This window comes from Agrobacterium larrymoorei, assembly GCF_037722385.1.
Classification (GTDB): Bacteria; Pseudomonadota; Alphaproteobacteria; order Rhizobiales; family Rhizobiaceae; genus Agrobacterium; species Agrobacterium larrymoorei_C.
In genome coordinates this window covers 456,380-476,739 of record NZ_JBBKAQ010000001.1, presented here as the reverse complement: position 1 = coordinate 476,739, position 20,360 = coordinate 456,380, and the positions used below count along the sequence as shown (strand labels likewise).

The 20,360-nt window shown below is 57.4% G+C and carries 20 protein-coding genes; 14 read left to right on the top strand and 6 right to left on the bottom strand.

All coding sequences use genetic code 11. The features are described from left to right. Positions 1–47: 47 nt before the first annotated feature. On the bottom strand, positions 48–341 hold the full coding sequence (locus WKI41_RS02130) for a hypothetical protein (RefSeq protein ID WP_062441378.1): 294 nt from the start codon (positions 339–341) through the stop codon (positions 48–50). A gap of 150 nt (positions 342–491) precedes the next feature. Here WKI41_RS02130 and dinB point away from each other — a divergent pair, with 150 nt between their 5' ends. The 9 genes from dinB to WKI41_RS02085 all read left to right on the top strand — a co-directional run bounded on the left by dinB (position 492) and on the right by WKI41_RS02085 (position 10,895). Next, on the top strand, positions 492–1,589 hold the full coding sequence (gene dinB, locus WKI41_RS02125; RefSeq protein ID WP_340191879.1) for a DNA polymerase IV: 1,098 nt from the start codon (positions 492–494) through the stop codon (positions 1,587–1,589). 51 nt (positions 1,590–1,640) lie between these two features. Continuing rightward, complete coding sequence (locus tag WKI41_RS02120; RefSeq protein ID WP_340191878.1) at positions 1,641–2,369, top strand: DNA polymerase III subunit epsilon; 729 nt, start codon at positions 1,641–1,643, stop codon at positions 2,367–2,369. Further along, positions 2,366–2,719: a hypothetical protein gene (locus WKI41_RS02115; RefSeq protein ID WP_340191877.1), complete on the top strand. Its 354-nt coding sequence runs from the start codon at positions 2,366–2,368 to the stop codon at positions 2,717–2,719. The genes WKI41_RS02120 and WKI41_RS02115 overlap by 4 nt, the downstream gene beginning before the upstream one ends. A gap of 214 nt (positions 2,720–2,933) precedes the next feature. Continuing rightward, positions 2,934–3,566, top strand: coding sequence for a hypothetical protein (locus WKI41_RS02110; RefSeq protein WP_340191876.1), 633 nt, complete (start codon positions 2,934–2,936; stop codon positions 3,564–3,566). A gap of 352 nt (positions 3,567–3,918) precedes the next feature. Further along, positions 3,919–5,733: a dipeptide ABC transporter ATP-binding protein gene (locus WKI41_RS02105; RefSeq protein WP_340191875.1), complete on the top strand. Its 1,815-nt coding sequence runs from the start codon at positions 3,919–3,921 to the stop codon at positions 5,731–5,733. Between the two features lie 35 nt (positions 5,734–5,768). Beyond that, positions 5,769–7,304, top strand: coding sequence for an ABC transporter substrate-binding protein (locus tag WKI41_RS02100; RefSeq protein ID WP_340191874.1), 1,536 nt, complete (start codon positions 5,769–5,771; stop codon positions 7,302–7,304). A gap of 74 nt (positions 7,305–7,378) precedes the next feature. After that, positions 7,379–8,302, top strand: a complete 924-nt coding sequence (locus WKI41_RS02095; RefSeq protein WP_340191873.1) for an ABC transporter permease — start codon at positions 7,379–7,381, stop codon at positions 8,300–8,302. Between the two features lie 6 nt (positions 8,303–8,308). Next, positions 8,309–9,157 carry an ABC transporter permease gene (locus tag WKI41_RS02090; RefSeq protein ID WP_340191872.1) on the top strand — a complete coding sequence of 283 codons (849 nt, stop codon included), beginning with the start codon at positions 8,309–8,311 and terminating at the stop codon, positions 9,155–9,157. A gap of 4 nt (positions 9,158–9,161) precedes the next feature. After that, complete coding sequence (locus WKI41_RS02085; RefSeq protein WP_340191871.1) at positions 9,162–10,895, top strand: M14 family metallopeptidase; 1,734 nt, start codon at positions 9,162–9,164, stop codon at positions 10,893–10,895. A gap of 21 nt (positions 10,896–10,916) precedes the next feature. Here WKI41_RS02085 and WKI41_RS02080 read toward each other — a convergent pair whose 3' ends face one another. Continuing rightward, positions 10,917–12,542: a sulfatase gene (locus WKI41_RS02080; RefSeq protein WP_340191870.1), complete on the bottom strand. Its 1,626-nt coding sequence runs from the start codon at positions 12,540–12,542 to the stop codon at positions 10,917–10,919. Between the two features lie 70 nt (positions 12,543–12,612). Between WKI41_RS02080 and WKI41_RS02075 the strand changes: the two genes are divergently transcribed. Continuing rightward, on the top strand, positions 12,613–13,530 hold the full coding sequence (locus WKI41_RS02075) for a flippase-like domain-containing protein (protein WP_340191869.1): 918 nt from the start codon (positions 12,613–12,615) through the stop codon (positions 13,528–13,530). Positions 13,531–13,538: 8 nt separating this feature from the next. Here the strand turns inward: WKI41_RS02075 and WKI41_RS02070 are convergent, their stop codons facing one another. From WKI41_RS02070 to ribA, 3 genes are read right to left on the bottom strand one after another with little or no spacing between them, the layout of a single operon-like run. After that, positions 13,539–14,294: an FkbM family methyltransferase gene (locus tag WKI41_RS02070; protein WP_340191868.1), complete on the bottom strand. Its 756-nt coding sequence runs from the start codon at positions 14,292–14,294 to the stop codon at positions 13,539–13,541. Beyond that, positions 14,291–15,055, bottom strand: coding sequence for a CDP-alcohol phosphatidyltransferase family protein (locus WKI41_RS02065; protein ID WP_340191867.1), 765 nt, complete (start codon positions 15,053–15,055; stop codon positions 14,291–14,293). Before WKI41_RS02065 ends, WKI41_RS02070 begins: the two co-directional genes overlap by 4 nt. 24 nt (positions 15,056–15,079) lie before the next feature. Further along, complete coding sequence (ribA, locus tag WKI41_RS02060; protein WP_340191866.1) at positions 15,080–16,186, bottom strand: GTP cyclohydrolase II RibA; 1,107 nt, start codon at positions 16,184–16,186, stop codon at positions 15,080–15,082. Positions 16,187–16,553: 367 nt separating this feature from the next. Between ribA and WKI41_RS02055 the strand changes: the two genes are divergently transcribed. From WKI41_RS02055 to WKI41_RS02040, 4 genes are read left to right on the top strand one after another with little or no spacing between them, the layout of a single operon-like run. After that, complete coding sequence (locus WKI41_RS02055; RefSeq protein ID WP_340191865.1) at positions 16,554–17,342, top strand: zinc-binding alcohol dehydrogenase; 789 nt, start codon at positions 16,554–16,556, stop codon at positions 17,340–17,342. A gap of 13 nt (positions 17,343–17,355) precedes the next feature. Then, positions 17,356–17,754, top strand: a complete 399-nt coding sequence (locus WKI41_RS02050) for a 6-pyruvoyl trahydropterin synthase family protein (RefSeq protein WP_340191864.1) — start codon at positions 17,356–17,358, stop codon at positions 17,752–17,754. Continuing rightward, entirely contained in the window at positions 17,751–18,797 is a 1,047-nt protein-coding gene (locus tag WKI41_RS02045) for a glycosyltransferase family 4 protein (RefSeq protein ID WP_340191863.1), read from the top strand. Before WKI41_RS02050 ends, WKI41_RS02045 begins: the two co-directional genes overlap by 4 nt. Beyond that, positions 18,794–19,588 carry a class I SAM-dependent methyltransferase gene (locus tag WKI41_RS02040; RefSeq protein ID WP_340191862.1) on the top strand — a complete coding sequence of 265 codons (795 nt, stop codon included), beginning with the start codon at positions 18,794–18,796 and terminating at the stop codon, positions 19,586–19,588. Before WKI41_RS02045 ends, WKI41_RS02040 begins: the two co-directional genes overlap by 4 nt. On the opposite strand, the gene WKI41_RS02035 is transcribed toward WKI41_RS02040, so the two are convergent. After that, positions 19,517–20,350 carry a RibD family protein gene (locus WKI41_RS02035; protein WP_340191861.1) on the bottom strand — a complete coding sequence of 278 codons (834 nt, stop codon included), beginning with the start codon at positions 20,348–20,350 and terminating at the stop codon, positions 19,517–19,519. The genes WKI41_RS02040 and WKI41_RS02035 overlap by 72 nt on opposite strands. Between the last annotated feature and the right edge of the window lie 10 nt (positions 20,351–20,360).

Sequence of the window (20,360 nt, the reverse complement as noted above, 5' to 3'; positions counted from 1 at the left end):
TCACTTGCAAGAACCCACCGGTCGCCACCTAAGCTTGACGGTTTGCTTCAACGGCCTGAAACGCGGATCGCTCCGGCATCACCAAAACTGCGCTGAACTGCCTGCAGCTGGTCGGCTGCAATATCGACGGACACTTCGATCTCACCTTCGTGGGGAGCGTCGGCGCGCTTCACGTCGCCGCGTGACGATTCCGTTCCTGTGGTGTTTTCGTCGGAAGCCGACTGAATGAAGATATCCGGGCGAGCAATGCCGTGCTGCTGCACCAAATGTTCCACCGCTAGGTCGGCCGCCTCGCGGGTTTCGAATGTGGCGCGAATGGTGCTGGTGGCGTTGTCAGCCATAATGGATCTCCTCAGACATGTTGAGGAGATCAAACTCCCCATGGGTCCGCTGGTTTCATCAGCACAGCAAACTTCCAGTCACGATGTCTTGGCGCAAGCCGTCGCCCATGTTGTGTTCTTCTTTTGTTCGAAACCGCTATTCTGGCCATTATGAACTCTCTCGACCCCTCACCGCTTCGCAAGATCATCCATGTGGACATGGATGCATTCTACGCGTCTGTCGAGCAGCGGGATAATCCAGATCTCCGCGGAAAGCCCCTCGCCGTTGGTGGCGCTGCTGCGCGTGGCGTCGTTGCGGCCGCGAGCTATGAGGCGCGCGCCTTCGGCGTGCATTCGGCCATGCCCTCGGTAACCGCGGCACGAAAGTGCCCCGATCTCATCTTCGTCAGACCACGCTTTGAAGTCTACCGCGCCGTGTCGCAGCAAATCCGAGAGATATTTGCCGAATACACGCCACTGATCGAACCGCTATCGCTTGATGAAGCCTATCTGGATGTCACTGAAAATTTGAAGGATATGCCGATCGCGACGGAGATTGCGCTGGAAATCCGCGAAAAGATAAAAAAGGTGACTGGCCTCAATGCATCCGCCGGGATTTCCTATAACAAGTTCCTTGCGAAGATGGCGTCGGACCTCAACAAACCTAACGGTCAGGCGGTGATCACGCCCAAGCGCGGGCCTGCATTCGTTGAGGCACTCGCGGTGAAGAAGTTTCACGGCGTGGGACCGGCGACCGCTGAGAAGATGCGTCGATTGGGAATCGAGACTGGTGCTGATCTCAAGGCCCAAACACTACAATTTCTCACGCAGCATTTTGGGAAGTCCGGGCCATACTTCCATGGTATCGCGCGCGGCATCGACGAACGCCAAGTCCGGCCCGATCGCGTACGAAAATCAGTCGGTGCGGAAGACACTTTCATGAAGGATATCGATGACCTCGACTTGGCCACCGACGAGTTGAAGCCACTTGCCGAGAAGGTCTGGAGCTACTGCCAAGCCGAGGGTTTCAGCGGCAAAACCGTCACCGTAAAGATCAAGTATTCCGACTTCACGCAAGCGACCCGTAGCAGGAGTAGCGCGGTCCCTTTCGCCAACGGCAACGCGATACTCGAAACCGCCGCAGGGCTGCTCGCGACCGTCTATCCGTTCAAACGCTCCGTTCGCTTGCTCGGTGTCACTCTTTCCTCTCTTACCAACGAAAGCCTGGCAGAAGATGGGGAACAACCTCAGCTTGGCTTCGATTTATGATCGATGAAAGAGGCTGGAGAGGAACTGAGGGTGTCGCCAAATCGCATACGCGTGATTGATCTGGAAACCGCTGGCAACGGTGCGAGTGACGTCTGTGAGATTGGCTGGCAGGATGTCGCGCTGACGAACGAAGGGTGCTGGGCGCTAACGAGCGAGCGCGGCGCGCTCTTCGTCAACCCTGGTCGCCCTATTACAGCCGACACCATGGCTATCCATCACATTCTAGATGAGCAAGTGGCGGGTGCCCCCTTCTGGAAAGATGTGGCACCAAGTGTTCTGCGTCCTGACGGCGGAGTAGCGGCACTGGCCGCCCACCGCGCAGCTTTCGAACAAAGATATTGCACTACCCGGCTTACAGGAGGATTGCCCTGGATATGTACTTGGAAATGCGCGTTGAGGATTTGGCCCGAGCTTCCGCGCTTTTCCAATCAGATGTTGCGATATTTGCGCATGCCGGAAGGTTTGGTGCATGAGATCGGCTTACCAGCACATCGCGCTATGCCAGACGCCTATGTCACCGCTCATCATCTGCGTGACATGCTGAATGCTGCATCGCTAGAAGACTTACTCGCATGGAGTGCTGAGCCGGGATTGCTACCGCGCGTGCCCGCCGGACCAGATCGCGGCAAAGGTTGGGATCGGCTGTCCACAGAAGCACTGATCGGATATCTGCAAGATCGCGACAGCGATGTCCGGTTCAGCGCCCAAACCGAGTTGAACAAGCGCGGAGAAACTGAGGTTCATCAGGATATCGAGCCGGCACAGGGGTCGTTGTTGTGAGCACTCGCGCGAAGTCCTCCTCTTATCCCGACACCCCGGACGGTCGATACTTTGTGGTTCGTGGACGCCTCTGGCGCAAAAGCGACCCTGCGTTGGACGAGGACACCAGGATACGGTTGGTCAAGGAACTGATGGCTGCGAGGCGCGCTGTTCGGCAAGCGAAGGGCGATCAAGCGGCATTGGCGCAGGCACGGGCGCGGGTCGATGACGCCAAGATCGCCCTTGGTGAGAGGGGCAAGGTGTGGTGGGATGATGGGGAGCCGGATCTCAATCGGCACCTTGTGAAGAGCACCGTCTACGCGACTTGGTTTTCGCAGCTTTCTAGAGGCAAGCCAGTCAGTGGCAACTAGAGCGACTTGCGTCCCCGGTATCGATTTCTGATCGAAGCGGCGCGTCTCCCGAAAATCGGGCCCGATGTCGCAGCCGTATGTCGTGCTCCCATTATCGTTTCTCGGAACATGGTTCGGACGGCTTTGTTAGGGGCGCATTCTGAGCTTGTCATAGCGTATAGCTGACGCCGCCATTGCTCATATAACCAGGTGGCGATGAACAACACACGAGATCATGCTGGCATTTCTTCAAGACAACGCTCCTATTGTGTCAGCAGCTGCAAGCATTGGCACGTTGTGCATCTGGGCCGTCTATCTTCATATTTTTGTTGGCGGGCATCAGCGGCAGATCAAGCCGATGCTCGTCATCAATCGCAGTGAAAGCAGAACGCTTGACGCGAGGTGCCTCGTGACAAACATGAGCCGTGAACCGGTCCACGTGCAAAGTGTCGTCGCAACCGTCAGAACTGCCAGCGACACACATGCCGCTCACATTACCGACGCGGAAGACATTCGAAGTTCCGGCACGACGACCGGCTGGCAGCGCATGACAAGACAAGGACCGTTGGCCGCTGGGACAATGGTTGACATGGGGACCTTCGCCTGCATCCTCGACTACGCGACCCGGTCATGCTCTGAAGACGATCGCTTTCTGGGTTCAAAGCTGGAAACTCAGGCTCTCTCACTTGAGATCACCATCCTTGGGATTTACGGCACGGAAGATCTATTAGTCGGAGCCTCACGGGTGTTTGAGTTCGACCACACGAAGACGCCCGTCGAGATCAGGGCCACAACGGCATTGACGCGGCAAATCACAAAAAAAAGAGAGCGAAAGCGGTTGCTGAGGGAGCTCGATCAGCAGCTTTGACTTGAACGGAATTCCGGGCTGACGCTCAGTCACAACGCGATCGACACCTCAATTTGAGCGTATAAGGCTCCCTTGGTGGACCGGCTCAAAACAAAAGCATGTGACTATTTGTAGGGCAATATGCAAAAATTGTTCAACACGATGGACAGGATTGTTCGCCTTTGTTAGCGTCACTTCGTATTGTGGAGGAAAACAGTACGATGCTCATCATCGGCCCCAATAGCGACCTTTTGGACAATCTATGCGTCTGCGCCACAAGCAGGCTCACCAGTTTTGTCCTTAAGTTGGACGCCCCTGGCACGGTCCTTGCTACATGAGCGCTTATACGACCATTGCAAAGGAAACTACCCACATGGGCGATAGCACACCGCTTCTTTCCGTCGAAGGTCTGAGCGTTGAGTTTGGTGACAGCCGCGTCGTGGACGATCTGTCTTTCACGGTGGAAGCGGGCCGGACGGTGGCAGTCGTCGGAGAATCTGGATCGGGCAAGTCGGTCACGTCCCTTTCGACAATGCGTCTCGCAGACATGATGGGCGCGACTTATCCAACAGGAAAAATCCTGTTCGAAAACAGGGATTTGTTAAAAACCTCTCAGAAAGAGATGCGGTCCATTCGCGGCAAGGAGATCGCCATGATCTTCCAAGAGCCGATGACGTCTCTAAACCCGGTGTTCACGATAGGCGATCAGATCTGCGAAGTGCTGATTTTGCATGAAAAGGTCAGCAAGCAGGCGGCGATGGCGCAAGCCAAATCGCTTCTTGACATGGTGCGCCTGCCGGATGCGGCCGAACTTGTCACTCGCTATCCCCATCAGCTTTCAGGGGGCATGCGCCAGCGCGTGATGATCGCCATGGCGCTCGCTTGCCGGCCGAAGCTGCTGATTGCCGACGAGCCGACAACAGCGCTCGACGTCACCATACAGGCGCAGATCCTTAACATCATGCGTGACCTGCAGAAGAAGCTCGGCATGGGCATGGTGTTTATCACCCACGACATGGGCGTGGTGGCAGAAATGGCCGATGACGTCGTGGTGATGTGGAAGGGTAAAAAAGTGGAGGAAGGTTCGGTCAAAGACGTCTTTGCCAATCCAAAACATCCTTATACGCGCGCGCTTCTTTCTGCTGTTCCTCGCCTCGGCAGCATGCACGGCGAAGACTATCCCAAACGCCTGCCACTGACGGTCTTGCAGAATGGTGAGCCGGTAACCGTGGGTGAAGAGCGCATTCAGGATACGGCGAAATACGATGAGAAGCCGCTTCTTTCCGTCAAAGATCTTTTCGTTCGCTTCGACATCCGTAAGAACCTCTTCGGCAAGCCCACGCATCGCTTGAGCGCGGTGCAGAAGGTGAGCTTCGACATTCATCCGGGTGAAACGCTTGCGCTGGTCGGGGAGTCCGGCTCCGGGAAGTCCACCATCGGCCGCACCATCCAGCAATTGCAGAACGCCGTCTCGGGCGAGATATCATTCAATGGGCGCAGCTTTTCGCAGATGTCCGCCTCCGAGCGCTTCCGCATGCGCCAGGAAGTTCAGTACATATTTCAGGATCCTTTCGCCTCGCTCGATCCACGCAAGACAATCGGATTCTCGATCGCCGAGCCGATCAACACTCATGGATTGATCAACGATAACAAAGCCGTCAAACGACGTGTTGATGAATTGCTGGAACGCGTTGGTTTAATGTCCGAACATGCTTCCCGCTATCCGCACGAGTTTTCCGGGGGGCAGCGGCAGCGTGTGTGTATCGCCCGCGCCCTCGCGTCCGACCCCAAGCTTATCATTGCTGACGAGGCATTGTCAGCGCTCGACGTTTCCATTCAAGCCCAGATCATCAATCTGTTCATGGATCTGCAGGCCGAACGTGGCCTCGCCTATCTTTTCATCAGCCATGACATGGCCGTGGTCGAAAAGATGAGCCACCGTGTGGCGGTTCTCTATCTCGGTCAGATCATGGAGATGGGAAGCCGTCGTCAGGTGTTCGAGACACCGACGCATGATTACACCCGCCGCCTGCTCTCCGCCGTGCCGGTCGCCGACCCGACGATAGAGCGTCGCATCGCCATGATTGAGGGCGAGATCCCCAATCCGGTGCGCCGCGTTGGCGACGAGCCACCAATTCTTGCCCATCGGGAAATCAATCCAGGTCACTTCATCGCTCAAAGTGCCTGACCGATCCAACACACCATCTGAAGAGGAAACAGAAGATGAGAAAAATCAAAAGGGGAATATCCGCTGCTCTGACATCACTGGCCTTGGCCAGCGTTGCATTCGCCGCGTCACCCGCGCTTGCCGCTGGCAAAATGACCATTTCCAGCCCGCAGGACCCGGGTAGCTGGGACCCGATCGACACCTTTCTGGTTCAGTGGGCGGCGGTTGCTACCAACATCTTTGACGGTCTGACCTATCGCGGCCCGGATTTGAAACTGGTGCCGGGCCTCGCTGAGTCCTGGGAAGAGCTGGATGATGGCAAGCGCATCCGCTTCAAGCTGCGCCAGAACGTCAAGTTCCATAATGGCGAGCCCTTCAACGCGGCCGCAGTCAAGTTCACCTTCGAGCGCCTTCTCGGCGAGCAGGGTGCAAAGGGCCCACAGCGGTCCAACTACGTGTCGATCGAAAGCGTCGAGGTTATCGACGACTATACGGTCGATATGAAGCTGAAGGCACCCGATCCCGTGCTTCTGACAAAGTTGGCCGGCTACGGTGCAATGATTGTTCCGCCGAAGTACATTCAGGAAAAGGGCGAGGACAACTTCAACCTTAATCCTGTCGGGACCGGCGCGTTCAAGTTCGTGTCCTATGCTCCGAAAAACAACATCAAGCTGGAAGCCAACCCGGATTACTGGGGCGGGGCTCCGAAGCTTTCCGAACTGGAATACCGCTTTATCGCCGAGCCTGCCACCGCAGTGGCGGAACTTCAGGCAGGCCGGGTCGATCTGGTCATTCCGCCGACTATTCCAATCGGCATGATCCCTGTGATCGAAGGCGACTCCAAACTTGAGATCGTCAGCGTTCCAGGCCCAACCGTGGACGCACTGCGCTTCAACACGCGTGATGGCATCACTGCCGATCCGAAGGTGCGTAAGGCGATCATCATGGCCGTCGACCGCGGCACGATCGTAAAGTCGATCCTCGCGGGGCAGGCGTCGGAAATCGCAAGCTTCCAGAGCGCCCTGTCCTTTGGCTACGATCCTGAACTGAAGCCCCTGCCCTACGATCCGGAAGCTGCCAAGAAGCTGTTGGCCGAAGCCGGTGTGAAGCCGGGCACGACGCTCCAGATCGACATTCGCGGCAATGACGCAACGATGAACGAAGTGGCTCAGGTCATTTCCAGCTACCTGTCCATGGTCGGCATCACCGCCACGATCAAGCCCTATGAAACAAACGTGCTGCTGAACGACATCATCCCACAGGGCAAGACCGGTGCGATGTTCCAGCAGAAGTGGGGCGGCTGGACGTTCGACTACGACAATACGGCCTATTCCATGTACCACTCCGGTGAGAAGTGGAACCCTTATGACAAGGACGAGAAGCTGGACAAGATGCTGGAATCCCAGCGTCCGCTGACCGACCGTGCCGAGCGGGAGAAGATCCTGAAGGAAATCGGCAGCTATACCGCCGATCGTGCACTCGAACTTCCGCTTTACAACACCAATGCCATCTACGGCATGAACAAGCGGGTAAAGGGCTTTGTCGCACCGCCTGACAACCGTCTGAAGCTGACCGACGTCACCGTCGAATAAGCTTCCCGACCATTTGACACACCGTCTTGCCCGCTTCTCGCGGGCAAGGCAGGACATTTCTCAAGGAAAAGTACGTGGCCGGTTTTCTCATCAAGCGATTGCTGCAGGCGATTTTCGTCGTCATTGCCATCACCCTTCTCGTCTCCTTCGCAATCCGCCTGACGGGCGATCCCGCAGTCACCATGTTCCAGGGCGGCGGCAGCATGACGGAGGAAGATCTTGCGCGCATCCGTGCAGCGCTTGGCACCGATCAACCCTTCTTCGTTCAATATCTCAACTTTCTGAAGGGCCTCGTGACGCTCGATTTTGGGCGCAGCTTCACGGGCAGCACTCCGGTTTCCCGACTGATTGCGGACGCACTTCCAGCCACACTGCTCCTCGCTTTCATCTCGATGGCCGTATCGATCGCGCTTTCCATTCCACTTGGGATCAAGGCCGCCACGTCACGCGGCAAGACGGCGGATCAGGTGATCCGCATCTTCTCGCTCATCGGCCTGTCGTTTCCAAATTTCTGGCTCGCCACCATGCTGGTGCTGCTATTTTCGATCACGCTCGGCTGGTTGCCGCCAAGCGGCATGGGCGGATTCGCAAGCTATATCATGCCGGCCGTTACAATGGGCGTCATCCTGACAGCCACCAATGTCCGTCTGGTTCGCACGGCCATGCTCGACACCTTGCGCTCGCAATATGTAATGGTGGCGCGCGCCAAAGGCTTGAGCGAAAACAAGGTGCTCTACAAGCACGCATTGCGCAACTGCGCCATTCCTCTCATAACCTATTTCGGCCTTCAATTTGGTGGCCTGCTCGGAGGCATCGTCGTCATCGAGCGTGTCTTCAACTGGCCAGGGCTCGGCACGCTTGCCTTCGATGCAGTGGGCGCGCGTGATTATCCCGTTCTCCAGGCCGTTATCACTGTTCTGTCGCTGATGATCGTCGGCATCAACCTTTTGGTCGATATTGCCTATGGGCTTGTCGATCCGCGCATCCGCACGGAGTAAGAGACGATGGCTGCAAAAACCTCGCGCCTCTCGCGCTTCAACAGTCTTGAGTTCATCCTTGGCGCAACGCTTACGGTCGTCATCTGCCTTGCCGTCGTTTTTTCCGATTTCCTCTTTCCAGGTGGCGCGGAAAAAATCGATCTGATGGCGCGGCTGGCGAAGCCGTTTGCGAATGCAGCCCATCCATTCGGCACTGACCCGCTCGGCCGTGACGTGCTGGCCCGCGTTGTCGCCGGCGGCAAAATTTCGCTTCTCGTTGGCTTCACCTCTGTCATCGGTGCAGTGATCTTCGGCGTCGCGGTCGGGCTGGTAGCGGGTTACTACCGCGGTTTCTGGGACATGCTGGTAATGCGCTTTGCCGACATCCAGCTTGCCATGCCATTCATCCTGCTGGCGATCACCTTTATCGCGATCGTCGGCGGTAGCCTGACGAACACAATCATCTTGCTGATCGTATCGCAGTGGGTGCAATATGCGCGTCTCGTGCGCGGCTCGGTACTGACACTGAGGGAGCGCGAATTCATCCTGTCCGCCCGCGCCATCGGCGTAAAGGACTGGCGCATCATTCTCCAGCACCTTCTACCGAACCTCATTGGTCCCGTCATCGTGCTGATGACACTGAACATTGCTACCAACATCCTGCTCGAAAGCAGCCTCACCTTCCTCGGCCTTGGCGTCGATCCGACGATCCCAAGCTGGGGCGGTATGCTGGCAGACGGGCGGACTTATCTGCAGACGGCTTGGTGGGTCAGCGTCTTTCCCGGCCTTGCCATCCTTCTGACCGTTCTTGGTCTCAACCTCCTCGGCGACTGGCTGCGCGATAGCCTCGATCCGACCGGCAGAACATCGAGGTAAGCGGATGACCCAATTCTTCAAACAGACTTTCACTCGAACACTGGACGCTATTGTCGAGCTCGCCATTGCGGGCCAGCCGCTGGAAGCCTGGACCTTCGACGACACGGAAAGCCGGAGAGAGGCCGAACGACGGTTGCAGGAGAAGGGCGTGACTGCCCGCATTCGCAGCGCTTACAAACCTCTTCTCTTCGCCTTCCTGGAAGAGATTGACCTCGATGGTGTCGACGCGATCGAAGTGCACTATCCGGTCCATGCCAACGCCCCGGCAAACCGCTTCCGCCTGGAGGCCTATCCGCTCGCAGCTCTGGTTGGTGAGGCGAAGATTGACTTCGTCGCCCGTAACGATGGTGACTTTCGCTATGATGTCTCGCTGAAGCGCGGGCAGCAGATCGAGAGCGTGACCGTTCTTGCGCCGAACCGGGTGCATACGGAGATCGTCGGCGAAATCAATGTCTCGCCCACAGGCTGGTTGAAGCTTGGCGAGCAGCCGGGCGAGCGACTGGCGACGGATTACGAGAAGCTATTCGACGCAGGTATCAAAGCCATAGCCGATCATCCCTGGGGTGATCAGGAGCCCTATTTCGAAGAGCTGAACATCCACGCTGTTCACCCCGCACAAGACATCTCGTTGCCGGTTGGCGATGAGGTCGTTAGCCTCCGCGAGGCGCTGCACGAGGATTTTTATTTTTCACTTCTCGAATTTTTCCAGAAGAAGTCAGGCCGCCCACTGGGTGATCGAGGTCTGAGACCCGGACAGATCGTGCCGGAGATCGTTAAGAGCGGCGGCGAGATTTCGATCGTCATCGAGACGCGCGCGCTCACTACAGGTTTTTATGACGGACATGAGCAGACGATCGACACCGCCCGCGAGCCGATCGCGGAAAGCCAGGTGAGGAAGCTCCTGACCGAAGTCGGCGGAGACGTTTTCGAAGCACGGTCCCGTTCAGGACGCGTCCTTTCCGCCCGCTACAAGTCCGGCGACGATGCCGCCGTGATGATCAGCGGCGGGCAACATCCGAATGAAACGACCGGCATTGTCGGCGCACTTCGTGCGGCCCAAAAGCTTGGCCAGAGAAAGCAGTCTCACTTTACGATATCGCCGCTGGAGAACCCAGATGGCTATGCCATCCACCAGCGACTTCGCCTCGACAACCCGCGCCACATGCACCATGCCGCCCGTTATACCGCGCTTGGCGACGACCTCGAATATCGGACCTCCGAGAATGCGGGTACCAACCTGTTCGAGAAGGAAATCCGTTTCAAGGCTGAAGACAAAAGCAACGCGAAGCTGCACGTGAACCTGCACGGCTACCCATCGCATGAATGGACGAGACCGCTTTCCGGTTATGTCCCACGCAACTTCGCCATGTGGACATTGCCGAAGGGCTTTTTCCTCATCATCCGCCATCACCCGGATTGGGAACACGAAGCTCACGCGCTGCTGGACAAAGTCACCCGTCATCTCGGGGCGATCCCTGGGCTTCTCGATTACAACAATCGCCAAATCGCGCTTTATGAAATCCACGCTGGCGAAACCGGCTTTCAGATCATCAACGGCTTCCCCTGCCTTTCATCCGTCGATGATCGACACACGGTTCCAATGACCTTGATTACCGAATATCCGGACGAAACGATCTACGGCGACGATTTCATCACGGGCCATACGGCGCAGATGGAAACGGTTCTATCGGCCTATGATGCCTGGCAAGACATCATGCGCGGACGCGCATCTGCCTGATACGGGCAGGCGCGCCTTGCCTCAAGGCGCGCCACTGAAGGCATCGATCAGAGTTTGGCGAAGCTCGCTCATCGGTCGCTCTCGCCTCGTATCGGCAGGCATCATGCCGCCAGCAAACCCCTTGGCCTCGAAGTAAGCAACAAGGCCTGCATCATCGCTGACGATATGCACCGGTACAACACGTGAAGCACCCTGTCCTGTGATGATAGACGCCGGCTGGTGATCGCCGAGAATGATATAGACCACATCCCGGCGCTGCCTTGCCATGAACTCCCCAAGCGTCGCCAGTGAATAATCGATCGTCTGAATATATTGGCGACGAACGCGGTTGGGATCAGCCCAGACGACGGACGGCGGATCACCGGCGACAGCCTGATCGTTAAAGGCTGAACCATCGCCGACCTTGTCCCAATCGATGAGGGTCGGCACGGGTGTCCAAGGAGCGTGGCTGGATATGAGTGCGATCTCGGCCATGATGTTTTGTCCTCGATCATGGGCAGGCCTCAGCGCCAAGCGATCGAAAGCAGACAGGGTGTACTGATCCGGCATCGTGACCCAGTTGAAAGGTTTGCCACGATATTCAAGGCCGGATGCCGACAGAATCTGGTCGTAGCCGAAATAGTCCGCTTCCGGCCAAGCCATGGTGATCGCCGGCATCACAGCTACGCTGTGCCATCCAGCTTCAGAAAATAGCCGGTTCAAGCTTGGTTGGCGACTGATCATCAGCCGATCGTAGCGCGCCTGACTATCGACCCAGAGCCCGGACAGCAAGGTGCCGTGAGCAAGCCAGCTCAGGCCGCCAACCGTCGGAGACGTGACCCAGCCACTGGCCGCGTGTAAGCCTGCGGCTTCAATCTGATTGTCGATCGCGACGAGCCGCGGCCGTGTTGTACCGGCATATTGGGGGTCTTCAACTGCGGACAGCCCGTAGGATTCCACGAAGATCACAACAACGTCCTTACCCTTGATCCTCTGGAAAAGATCGTGTCCATCCGTTGGGCCAACTCCGGTCGCAAGTTCCTTTTCGAAAGCTTGCATGTCCTCCGCTGAGCGGACAACAAGGCTCAGTCTGTTCGCCAAATAGGCCGGCGTCCGGAAATCTATCCACGGCAAGCCCAGCCACATCAGCCCTGCCCCGATGACCGCAAGTGCCGCGAACGCCGTGGTCAGAACCCGTCGCGTCGAGCCGTCAGCCTTCCCCATCCACGTCAGCGCCCTCAGAAAGACGCTTGCGACAAGGAGAAAGAACAGACAACCGCCGATCAGCGCTGCAAGTGCTGCTGGCGTTCCGATCGTACCTGAAATCAGGTTCCAGCCGTCCTTAAGCATTTTCAGATCAAGATACGGATTGAATGGACGTTGAAAGGCGGACTGGACGCCGATATCCGCAAGCTTCAAGAAAAGCACGAGGAAGACGATCAAGCCGCATAAGAAAATCACGATGCGCCTAAGCCAGCCTCTCGTGAGAAGAGTTAGAAGGCCGATGAACACCCACTCGAGCGGTAGCCTCGCAAATGTATCGACGCTGAACGCGCCGGGATGGTCAGGCAGATTGAACGCGAACAGCGCTGCAAGAGAGAAAAGCACTGCGCCGATCGTGGCTTTCAAGTTAATGTGTTTGCGGCTGAGCCCGATTTTCCCGTTCACTTCAATCCACTTTCACTTCAGCGCGTATCAATGAGCTGGAAAAGCAGTCAAATTGCAGAGGTCTTCCCGCTTGAATAAACTGCGAATCGTCGTCTCCTTCATCACGCTTGCCTTTCTGGCCGTGATCCTCTTGAGGACGGATCTGAGTGCTTTGGGACAATCGCTCTCTCGAACCTCGTGGATTGTTGTCGCAGCGTGCCTTGGGCTGGTCCAGGTGCAAATCGTTCTCTCCGCGCTTCGCTGGCGTTTCACATCCCGCCGTCTCGGCCAGGACATCGCGCCGCTCAAGGCAATAGCTGAATATTATGTCGCGAGTTTTCTCAACCAGACACTCCCCGGCGGCGTGGGGGGAGATGCGATCAGGGCGTGGAGAATGCGCGTGGACGAGCCCGGCGGCTGGCGGCAACCTGCAAAGGCGGTGATATTCGAAAGATTGTCGGGACAGATCGCCTTCTTCATTCTGGCGCTCGTCGGACTGAGTATCTGGCCTCTGATCACGCAGTCGGATTTGGGGCAACAACTCCGACACTATTTTTTGGTCGTTGCGGCTTTGATCCTGACTGCGGTGGTCGCGCTTTATCTCTTCAAGCCCAAGTGGGCCGAAGAAAGTACGTTGCGGCACAGCCTCGCTGAGGCGTTCGTGCGACGAGGCGCATGGGTCGTTCAATCCACCACGAGTGCCGGTGTGGTCTCGACTTATGTGATTATATTCTTCATAGCCGCTGTCGCGACGGGCTCGCAGCTGCCATGGGTCGCCTGTTTGACGATCATCCCATTCTGTCTCGTGGCAATGCTCATTCCGACAGGCTTCGGCGGCTGGGGCACTCGTGAGGCCGCTGCCATGGCGCTCTGGCCCTTGTTGGGAGCTGCACCACTCGATGGACTGGCGGCGAGCATTACGTATGGATGGCTGTCGCTCCTTGGCACTGCGCCGGGCGCCATCTTTCTTGTCGTCGGCGCACTGAAGAGACAACCGCGTCACGCCTGACACTTGTTTCACCGACGGTCGATCCGCGCATAGACGTCGCCTGATTTTGCATCGGCCGGCATGGCCGCGAGATCCGTCAGCATCTGGCTTGCCGTTTTCCACCCTTGCGACACGAAACGATGCGTTTCGCCTTCGACGCGATTGAAACGGTAGTCACCGAGGGAGGCAAGTTTTGCGATCGCATCATTGGCAACCGACGGCATGGCAGGAATGTACTCAAACGCAATGAGGTCGATGGGCTGGCTCAGGCCTGCCAGGACAGCAGCTTCGGCCCCTTCCACATCGATCTTGATGAAAGCCGGAAGCCCGTACTTTTCGATAAGATCATCCAGTCTGACCATAGGGACAGTGACTTTCCCGTCCCACTGAACGTGTGAGAACCCCGCATTTTTCTTCACCGATTCGACAAAGCTGGACGAGACACTGGTGACTGTTGGGTGGCGGCTGGAGATAAGCAGTTCGACACTTCCGGGAGCAGCACCCACAGCCACCCTCTCGAAGCCTTCAAGCTGCGTTCCAAGATGCTTTTCCACAAAGTCTGCGAAAAGGGGCTGAGGCTCGATCGCAACGACTTGGGCTCCGATCTGGATCAAAGTTCGACTGCGGCTTCCGACGTGCGCGCCTATGTCGAAAACAAGCTGTCCGGGAGAAATGAGCGAGCGATAAAAGCGCTTCAACCCAAGACGTCGCCACGGCTGACCGTAATAGACGATGAGCGACCGAGCAAGACCGAGCGATGACGACAGCGTCCTGGCCACCGTCATGCGCTTACCCGCTTGCGCACAAGATAGAAGATGTCTGCGGCAAACGAGTAGAGGAGCGCCGAAAGCGCCGCCGCGGCCAGGTAGTTCGAAAAGGGCGCGATGACTGCCGGCACGAGGATAAGGCACAGGATTGACACCTGTACCACACATACGAATTTGCGCCTCATCGATGACGGAAGATCCGCTGCGAGAGCAGGAGCGATCCAGCCCGCCGCCACAAAGAAATATCGCATCAGCCCGATCAGCAGTACCCACGCACCCGCCTTGTCCAGCAGAGCCGCCGCGACGGAAAGGATGAGGATCAGGAAGGCGTCGACCTCCATGTCGAACCGCGCACCAAGCTCGGACTCCTGCCGATAACGCCGCGCGAGATAGCCATCTATTCCGTCGAGCGCCAGCGCCACCAGCACAACGCCTACGAGGATCCACAAGACCGTGTCTGCCTGCTGAAGACTTTCGAAACAGAGCACGGTCGCTGCGGTCAAGCTCACAAGCGACGCCCGGACGGCCGTCACCGTATTGGCGTAACCAAACTGCCGATGGGGATATTGTGGAAGGAGATACAGCACAAAGGCGAATATTGCTGAGAGGGACAGCGTTGCCGCAACGACAAAATCCCAACCCAGCGACATTTCAACGCGCACTAGCACAGCGACGGCGATTGTAGCGAACAACAGGCAGGCGAGGTTTGCCAACGTGTTTTGCAAGAGAGGCTTTCGGTCTCTCAAGATTGCAAGCGACTCGCCCTGTATCAATGCCATGTCTATCCTCCCGGGATCCTGGACTTATTCGGCTGCGACCAGCGTTTCAAGGTCCATCAGATGCCCGGCGCGGACGGTCTTGGTGCGAAGGTAGTTCTGGTTCTCGGCGGTGACCGTACCCGTGACCGGAGCGCGTGCCTCCACCTCGATACCTCCGGCACGAAGGCCGTTGATCTTGGTCGGATTGTTCGTATAGACGGCGACTTTCTTGATGTTCATATGACCCAGCATCGCGACAGCCGCTTCGTAGCGGCGGTGGTCCTCCGAAAGGCCAAGTTCGGCATCGGCGTCGATCGTGTCGAGGCCAAGATGCTGGTACCCATAGGCGCGCATTTTCGCGCCAATGCCGGTACCGCGACCTTCTTGATCGAGATAAAGGAGGACGCCACCGCCGGCCTGTTTCAATAAAGCGAGACCATTGCGCAGCTGATCGCCACAGTCACATTTCAGGGAACTGCAGAGGTCACCCGTGATGCAGGACGAATGGATGCGGATCGGAACGGTGCGCGACACATCCGGATTGCCGACGACAATCGCAACCTGGTCCTTCTGCGCAAGGCCACCACGGAACACGACGAATTCGGAATCGCCGAGGTCTTTGAGTGGTACGCGCGTTCTCACCACTTTTTCGAAGCGCTGAAGCGCCATTTCCGTATTCAGCAAGCGCGACGCAGAAAGCTCGCAGCATCCGGCAAAACGTTCAGGTGACGACGAGACATCGGCCATGACCATCGCGGGTAGGAGCAGAGCCACACGAGCCAGTTCCGCCGTCTGCGATGCAAGCTCGTCGGCTTTCGTCCAATGCTGTGGCCGCTCGGCGCCCAAAACGTAGGAGAACTTCGACGCTTCTTCGAAGCTGACACCTGAGAGCGGTGTCAGCACGTCTCCATTCCCAAAGATTCCCAGACGCGTTGCACGTGGTGCGGTGAGAAGCAGCGAATGGGCGTTCTCAGTCGCCATGGCAAATTGGTCATAGATCGAAGGTGCTACGGCATCGAGTGCGAGCACCGCGAGACGTCGCTCGTTCGAGGAGAAGAGGATGGGACGACCGTAGCGAAGCTCGGAGACGGCGCGCTCGACCTCGATCTCAGGAGTGGAAAACTGAAAAGCAGCGTGGGTGGCAGACGACATGTGACATACTCTCCCTAGATGTTTTTGTTCTCTACGGAGAAGATCATGGTCGGATTTCTCGCAGACACGGAATTTATTTTAGCAACCGGTACGGAACAAAACGCGCGTCCCGGCAATACGCTCCATTGAATTCGCATTTATTAGGATCACCCTTTTGGCATCAGCATCGGCCGAGTCTTTGAGTAGCGGAAACACAACTTGCCGAGCGCTGTGGATCGAAATCGCTAATAGTTGCTCCATCAGGCAAGAGAGCATCGGACCCATCCAAGCGGATCAGGTTCTTGTTCGCACGCTCTACAGTGGGATCAGCCGTGGAACCGAATCTTTGGTGCTTGCGGGCAAAGTCCCGCAGAGCGAGTTTGGGAGAATGCGTGGGCCCCACATGGAGGGCAGCTTCTCTTTCCCGGTGAAGTATGGCTACTCGACAGTCGGGACGGTTGAAGCGGGCCCGGATGATCTGATCGGCAAGAGGGTATTTTGCCTCCATCCGCATCAGGACTGTTTCGTAACCACCAAGGACATGATTGCCCTACTGCCGGAAGGCCTTCCCCCTGAGCGAGGTGTTCTCGCCGCCAACATGGAAACCGCCCTCAACATCGTCTGGGATGCGATGATCCAACCTGGTGACCGAGTTGCTGTCTTCGGCGCCGGGGTTGTCGGTACATTGATCGCAAATCTTTCTACCCGAATCGCAAGCACAGAGACGGTTTTGGTGGACACCAACGCCGAGCGCCGCGCCCATGCAGCCGCCATGGGCATCTCCTTCACAGAGTCTGGCACGCTCAAGGGCGAATTTGACGTATTGATCAACGCATCGGCAGCAGGGGCTGCGCTCTGTGAGGCCATCGAACATGCTGGCACCGAAGCGCGCATCATCGAGGCAAGCTGGTATGGCGACAAGAGCATTTCCATCCAGCTCGGTGGCGCCTTCCACTCCAAGCGCCTGCGTCTCATCAGTTCACAGGTTGGCGCCGTTCCTGCCTGCCGCAGAGCGCGCTGGAGTTTTGGCCGACGCATGGCGAAAGCCCTGGAATTGCTGCAAGACGATAGCCTCGATCACCTGATTTCCGGCGAGACAGGTTTCGCTGATCTGGCCGACGATTACCCACGTATCCTTTCATCGCAGACCACGCTCTGCCACCGCATCCGCTACTAACGAAAGAGAGACCATGTTCGCAGTCGAAGTCAGAGACCACATCATGATCGCCCACAGCCTAGCCCGTCCTGTATTCGGACCGGCACAGGGCATGCATGGCGCTACCTTCGTCGTCGATGCGGCATTCTTCACGAAAGATGTGGACGATGACGGTCTTGCAGTCGACATCGGTGCCGCGACGAGTGTCCTCTCCGAGACGCTAAAGCCTCTGAATTACAAGAACCTCGACGAGCTCGATGTCTTCAAGGGTAAGGTCAGCACCACCGAAGTCATCGCAAAACACATTTTCGATCAGTTGGCACAGGCAGTTGCCGCCAAGCGGCTTGGTCCCGGCAGTCATCGGATTTGCCGCATTCGGGTATTGCTGCATGAATCGCACGCCGCGCGCGGCTGGTACGAGGCCGACCTTTGACCCCACGGCTGGCTTTTGCCTACCCCGGCAATCTTGAGCTGAAGACCGGGGGGTATGGCTATGACCGCGAAATAATCGCTGGTCTGAAGCAGCTTGGATGGGTCACTGATCTCATCCCACTTGGAGAGGGCTTCCCCTCTCCTTCCCCAACAACTCTCGAAGAGGCTGAAACACGGCTTTCGGCGCTTCCCGACGGCATGCTTGTGATAATCGACGGGCTTGCTTTCGGTGTGATGGATAAGTGGGCAAAGCGGGAGGAAAAGCGCCTCAAGATCGTGGCACTCGTTCATCATCCCCTGGCGCTCGAAACCGGCGTCAGCGAGAACGATCAAATTCGCTTGCGACACACCGAAACAAACGCACTTGCCGCCACGCGGCATGTCTTCGTCACCTCGCCGATGACGGCACGCGAACTGACAGAGAACTTTGCTGTTCCAAAAGCCAAGATCAGCATCGCTGTACCCGGCACAGCAAAACCACCTAACAGCGATAAAGCTCAAAATGAGATCCCGCACATCCTTTCCGTTGGCTCGCTGACGAGACGAAAAGGCCACGATGTTCTCATCGCCTCACTTGCGAAGATCGTCGACCTCTCGTGGACGGCCACGATTGTTGGCAGTCCGCATCTCGACCCTTCTGTCGCCGCAGCTCTGGAGGATCAGATAAAGGCGCTTGACCTCAGCGACCGCGTAACACTTGCGGGTGAATGCGAGGATCTCACCGCTGCCTACACCAGCGCCGATATCTTCGCTCTCGCCAGCCGGTACGAGGGCTACGGCATGGTATTTGCAGAAGCCCTTTCTTACGGCCTGCCGATAGTCGCATGCCGTTCCGGTGCGGTGCCGGAGGTTGTACCGAGCGATGCCGGTTACCTCGTCGCGGTGGATGATCACGAGGCTGTGGCCTCAGCGCTTAGAATGCTGCTGACCGATCCCGGCCAACGCGCTCGTCGCGCCGAGGCTGCCGCCTCTGCGGGTGCGAAGCTTCCGACTTGGACTGAAACGTCCACCATCCTTTCCAACGGATTGAAAGAATTGATATGAGCGGCTTTGACAAGGAATGGCTTCGCCTTCGGGAACCGGCAGATCGTGCGGCACGATCATCCGCTCTCGTTGACACAGTGAAAGCATACATAGGGTCCCACTCCCAGCACGTCGTCATGGATATCGGCTGCGGCACCGGATCGACTTTCCGGACCCTCTCACCGCTTTTGCCCGATGTGGAGTGGAAGCTACTCGATTATGAGACTGTGTTGCTTGACGAAGCAAAACGCCAGATCGGACCGCGGGACGACGTGTCGTTTCATTGCGCCGACCTAAACACGCTGGACGAGACTTTGCTCGACAATGTTGCGGTCGTCACCGCGTCTGCTCTCTTCGACCTTTGTTCGGAGGATTTCTGCAGCCGATTTGTCGAGCGACTGGCCCGCAAAAAGATCGGGCTTTATGCAGCGCTGAATTATGATGGCGTTATGGAATGGTCGATAAAGCATCCTCTGGATGGCGCTGTTGTTGCCAGTTTTAACGAACATCAACGCACGGACAAAGGCTTTGGACACGCTCTCGGACCAGATGCCTCCGACTATTTATCAAAGTTGTGCGAAGACGCGGGATTTGCGGTGGCGACGGCCTCCAGCCCATGGGAGCTTGGACCGGAGTCCGAGGCGCTTCAGATCGAGTTCCTCTCCGGGCTTGCCGCGCCCATCGAGGAAATCGGAAAGCTCGATCTCACAGAGTTCAAGCAGTGGCTGGAGTTTCGGCTGTCACGCGTGAGCGTAGATGGAAGCCGGTGCACCGTCGGCCACACGGACTTCCTGGCCCTTCCGAACGCTTGAATCTGTTTGCGGCTTAAGGCAGCAATCGAAAAGCACATCGCTCCCGAGGCCGTAAATATCGGCCTGAGGGCGGTGAGCATTGCAAAGCTGTGCGATCGGCGGTAGCGAAATGCCGCACGGGCCAGAACCGATGATCAAAGGCGCAATTGCCACATGCAGACGGTCCACCAGTCCCGCATCGATAAAGCGGGCAATCGTGCGCGCGCCGCCTTCGACCAGAACGCGCTTGAGGCCACGCTCTGCAAGACAATCGAGAATATCGCGCGCCTCAAGACCGCCGACGCCGCGCTCTAGCTTTACCACCTCGGCGCAATGAGACGGCGAAGGGGCATCATGCCCTTGAATGACGATCACGGGAGCGCCGTCATCATTGAAAAGGACTTCGTCGCCGGTGAGCTCGCCCTTGCAATCGATTATGACACGCGTGGGGCTCGGTCCTTTGACTTCGCGAACCGATAGGCGCGGATTGTCGTTTTGAACCGTGCCGACGCCAACGATGACCGCGTCCACAAGGGCACGACACCGATGGAGATGCGCCAGACCGTCGGGCCCTGAGATGTCGCGGGCATCGCCAGTGGGCGTTGCGACGCGCCCGTCAAGCGACTGCCCCACCTGCGCGATGACGAAACCGTCCCTCCCTGCCGCGATCGGGCCATAGAGCATCAGCGCCGGATCGGCTTCCTTTCGGCGAAGCATATCCTTCCCATCGCGAATGGAAAGAAGCTTGGTCCAGAGCCTGTCGGTCATGTGAAGGTTGCGCATCGACGTCCCT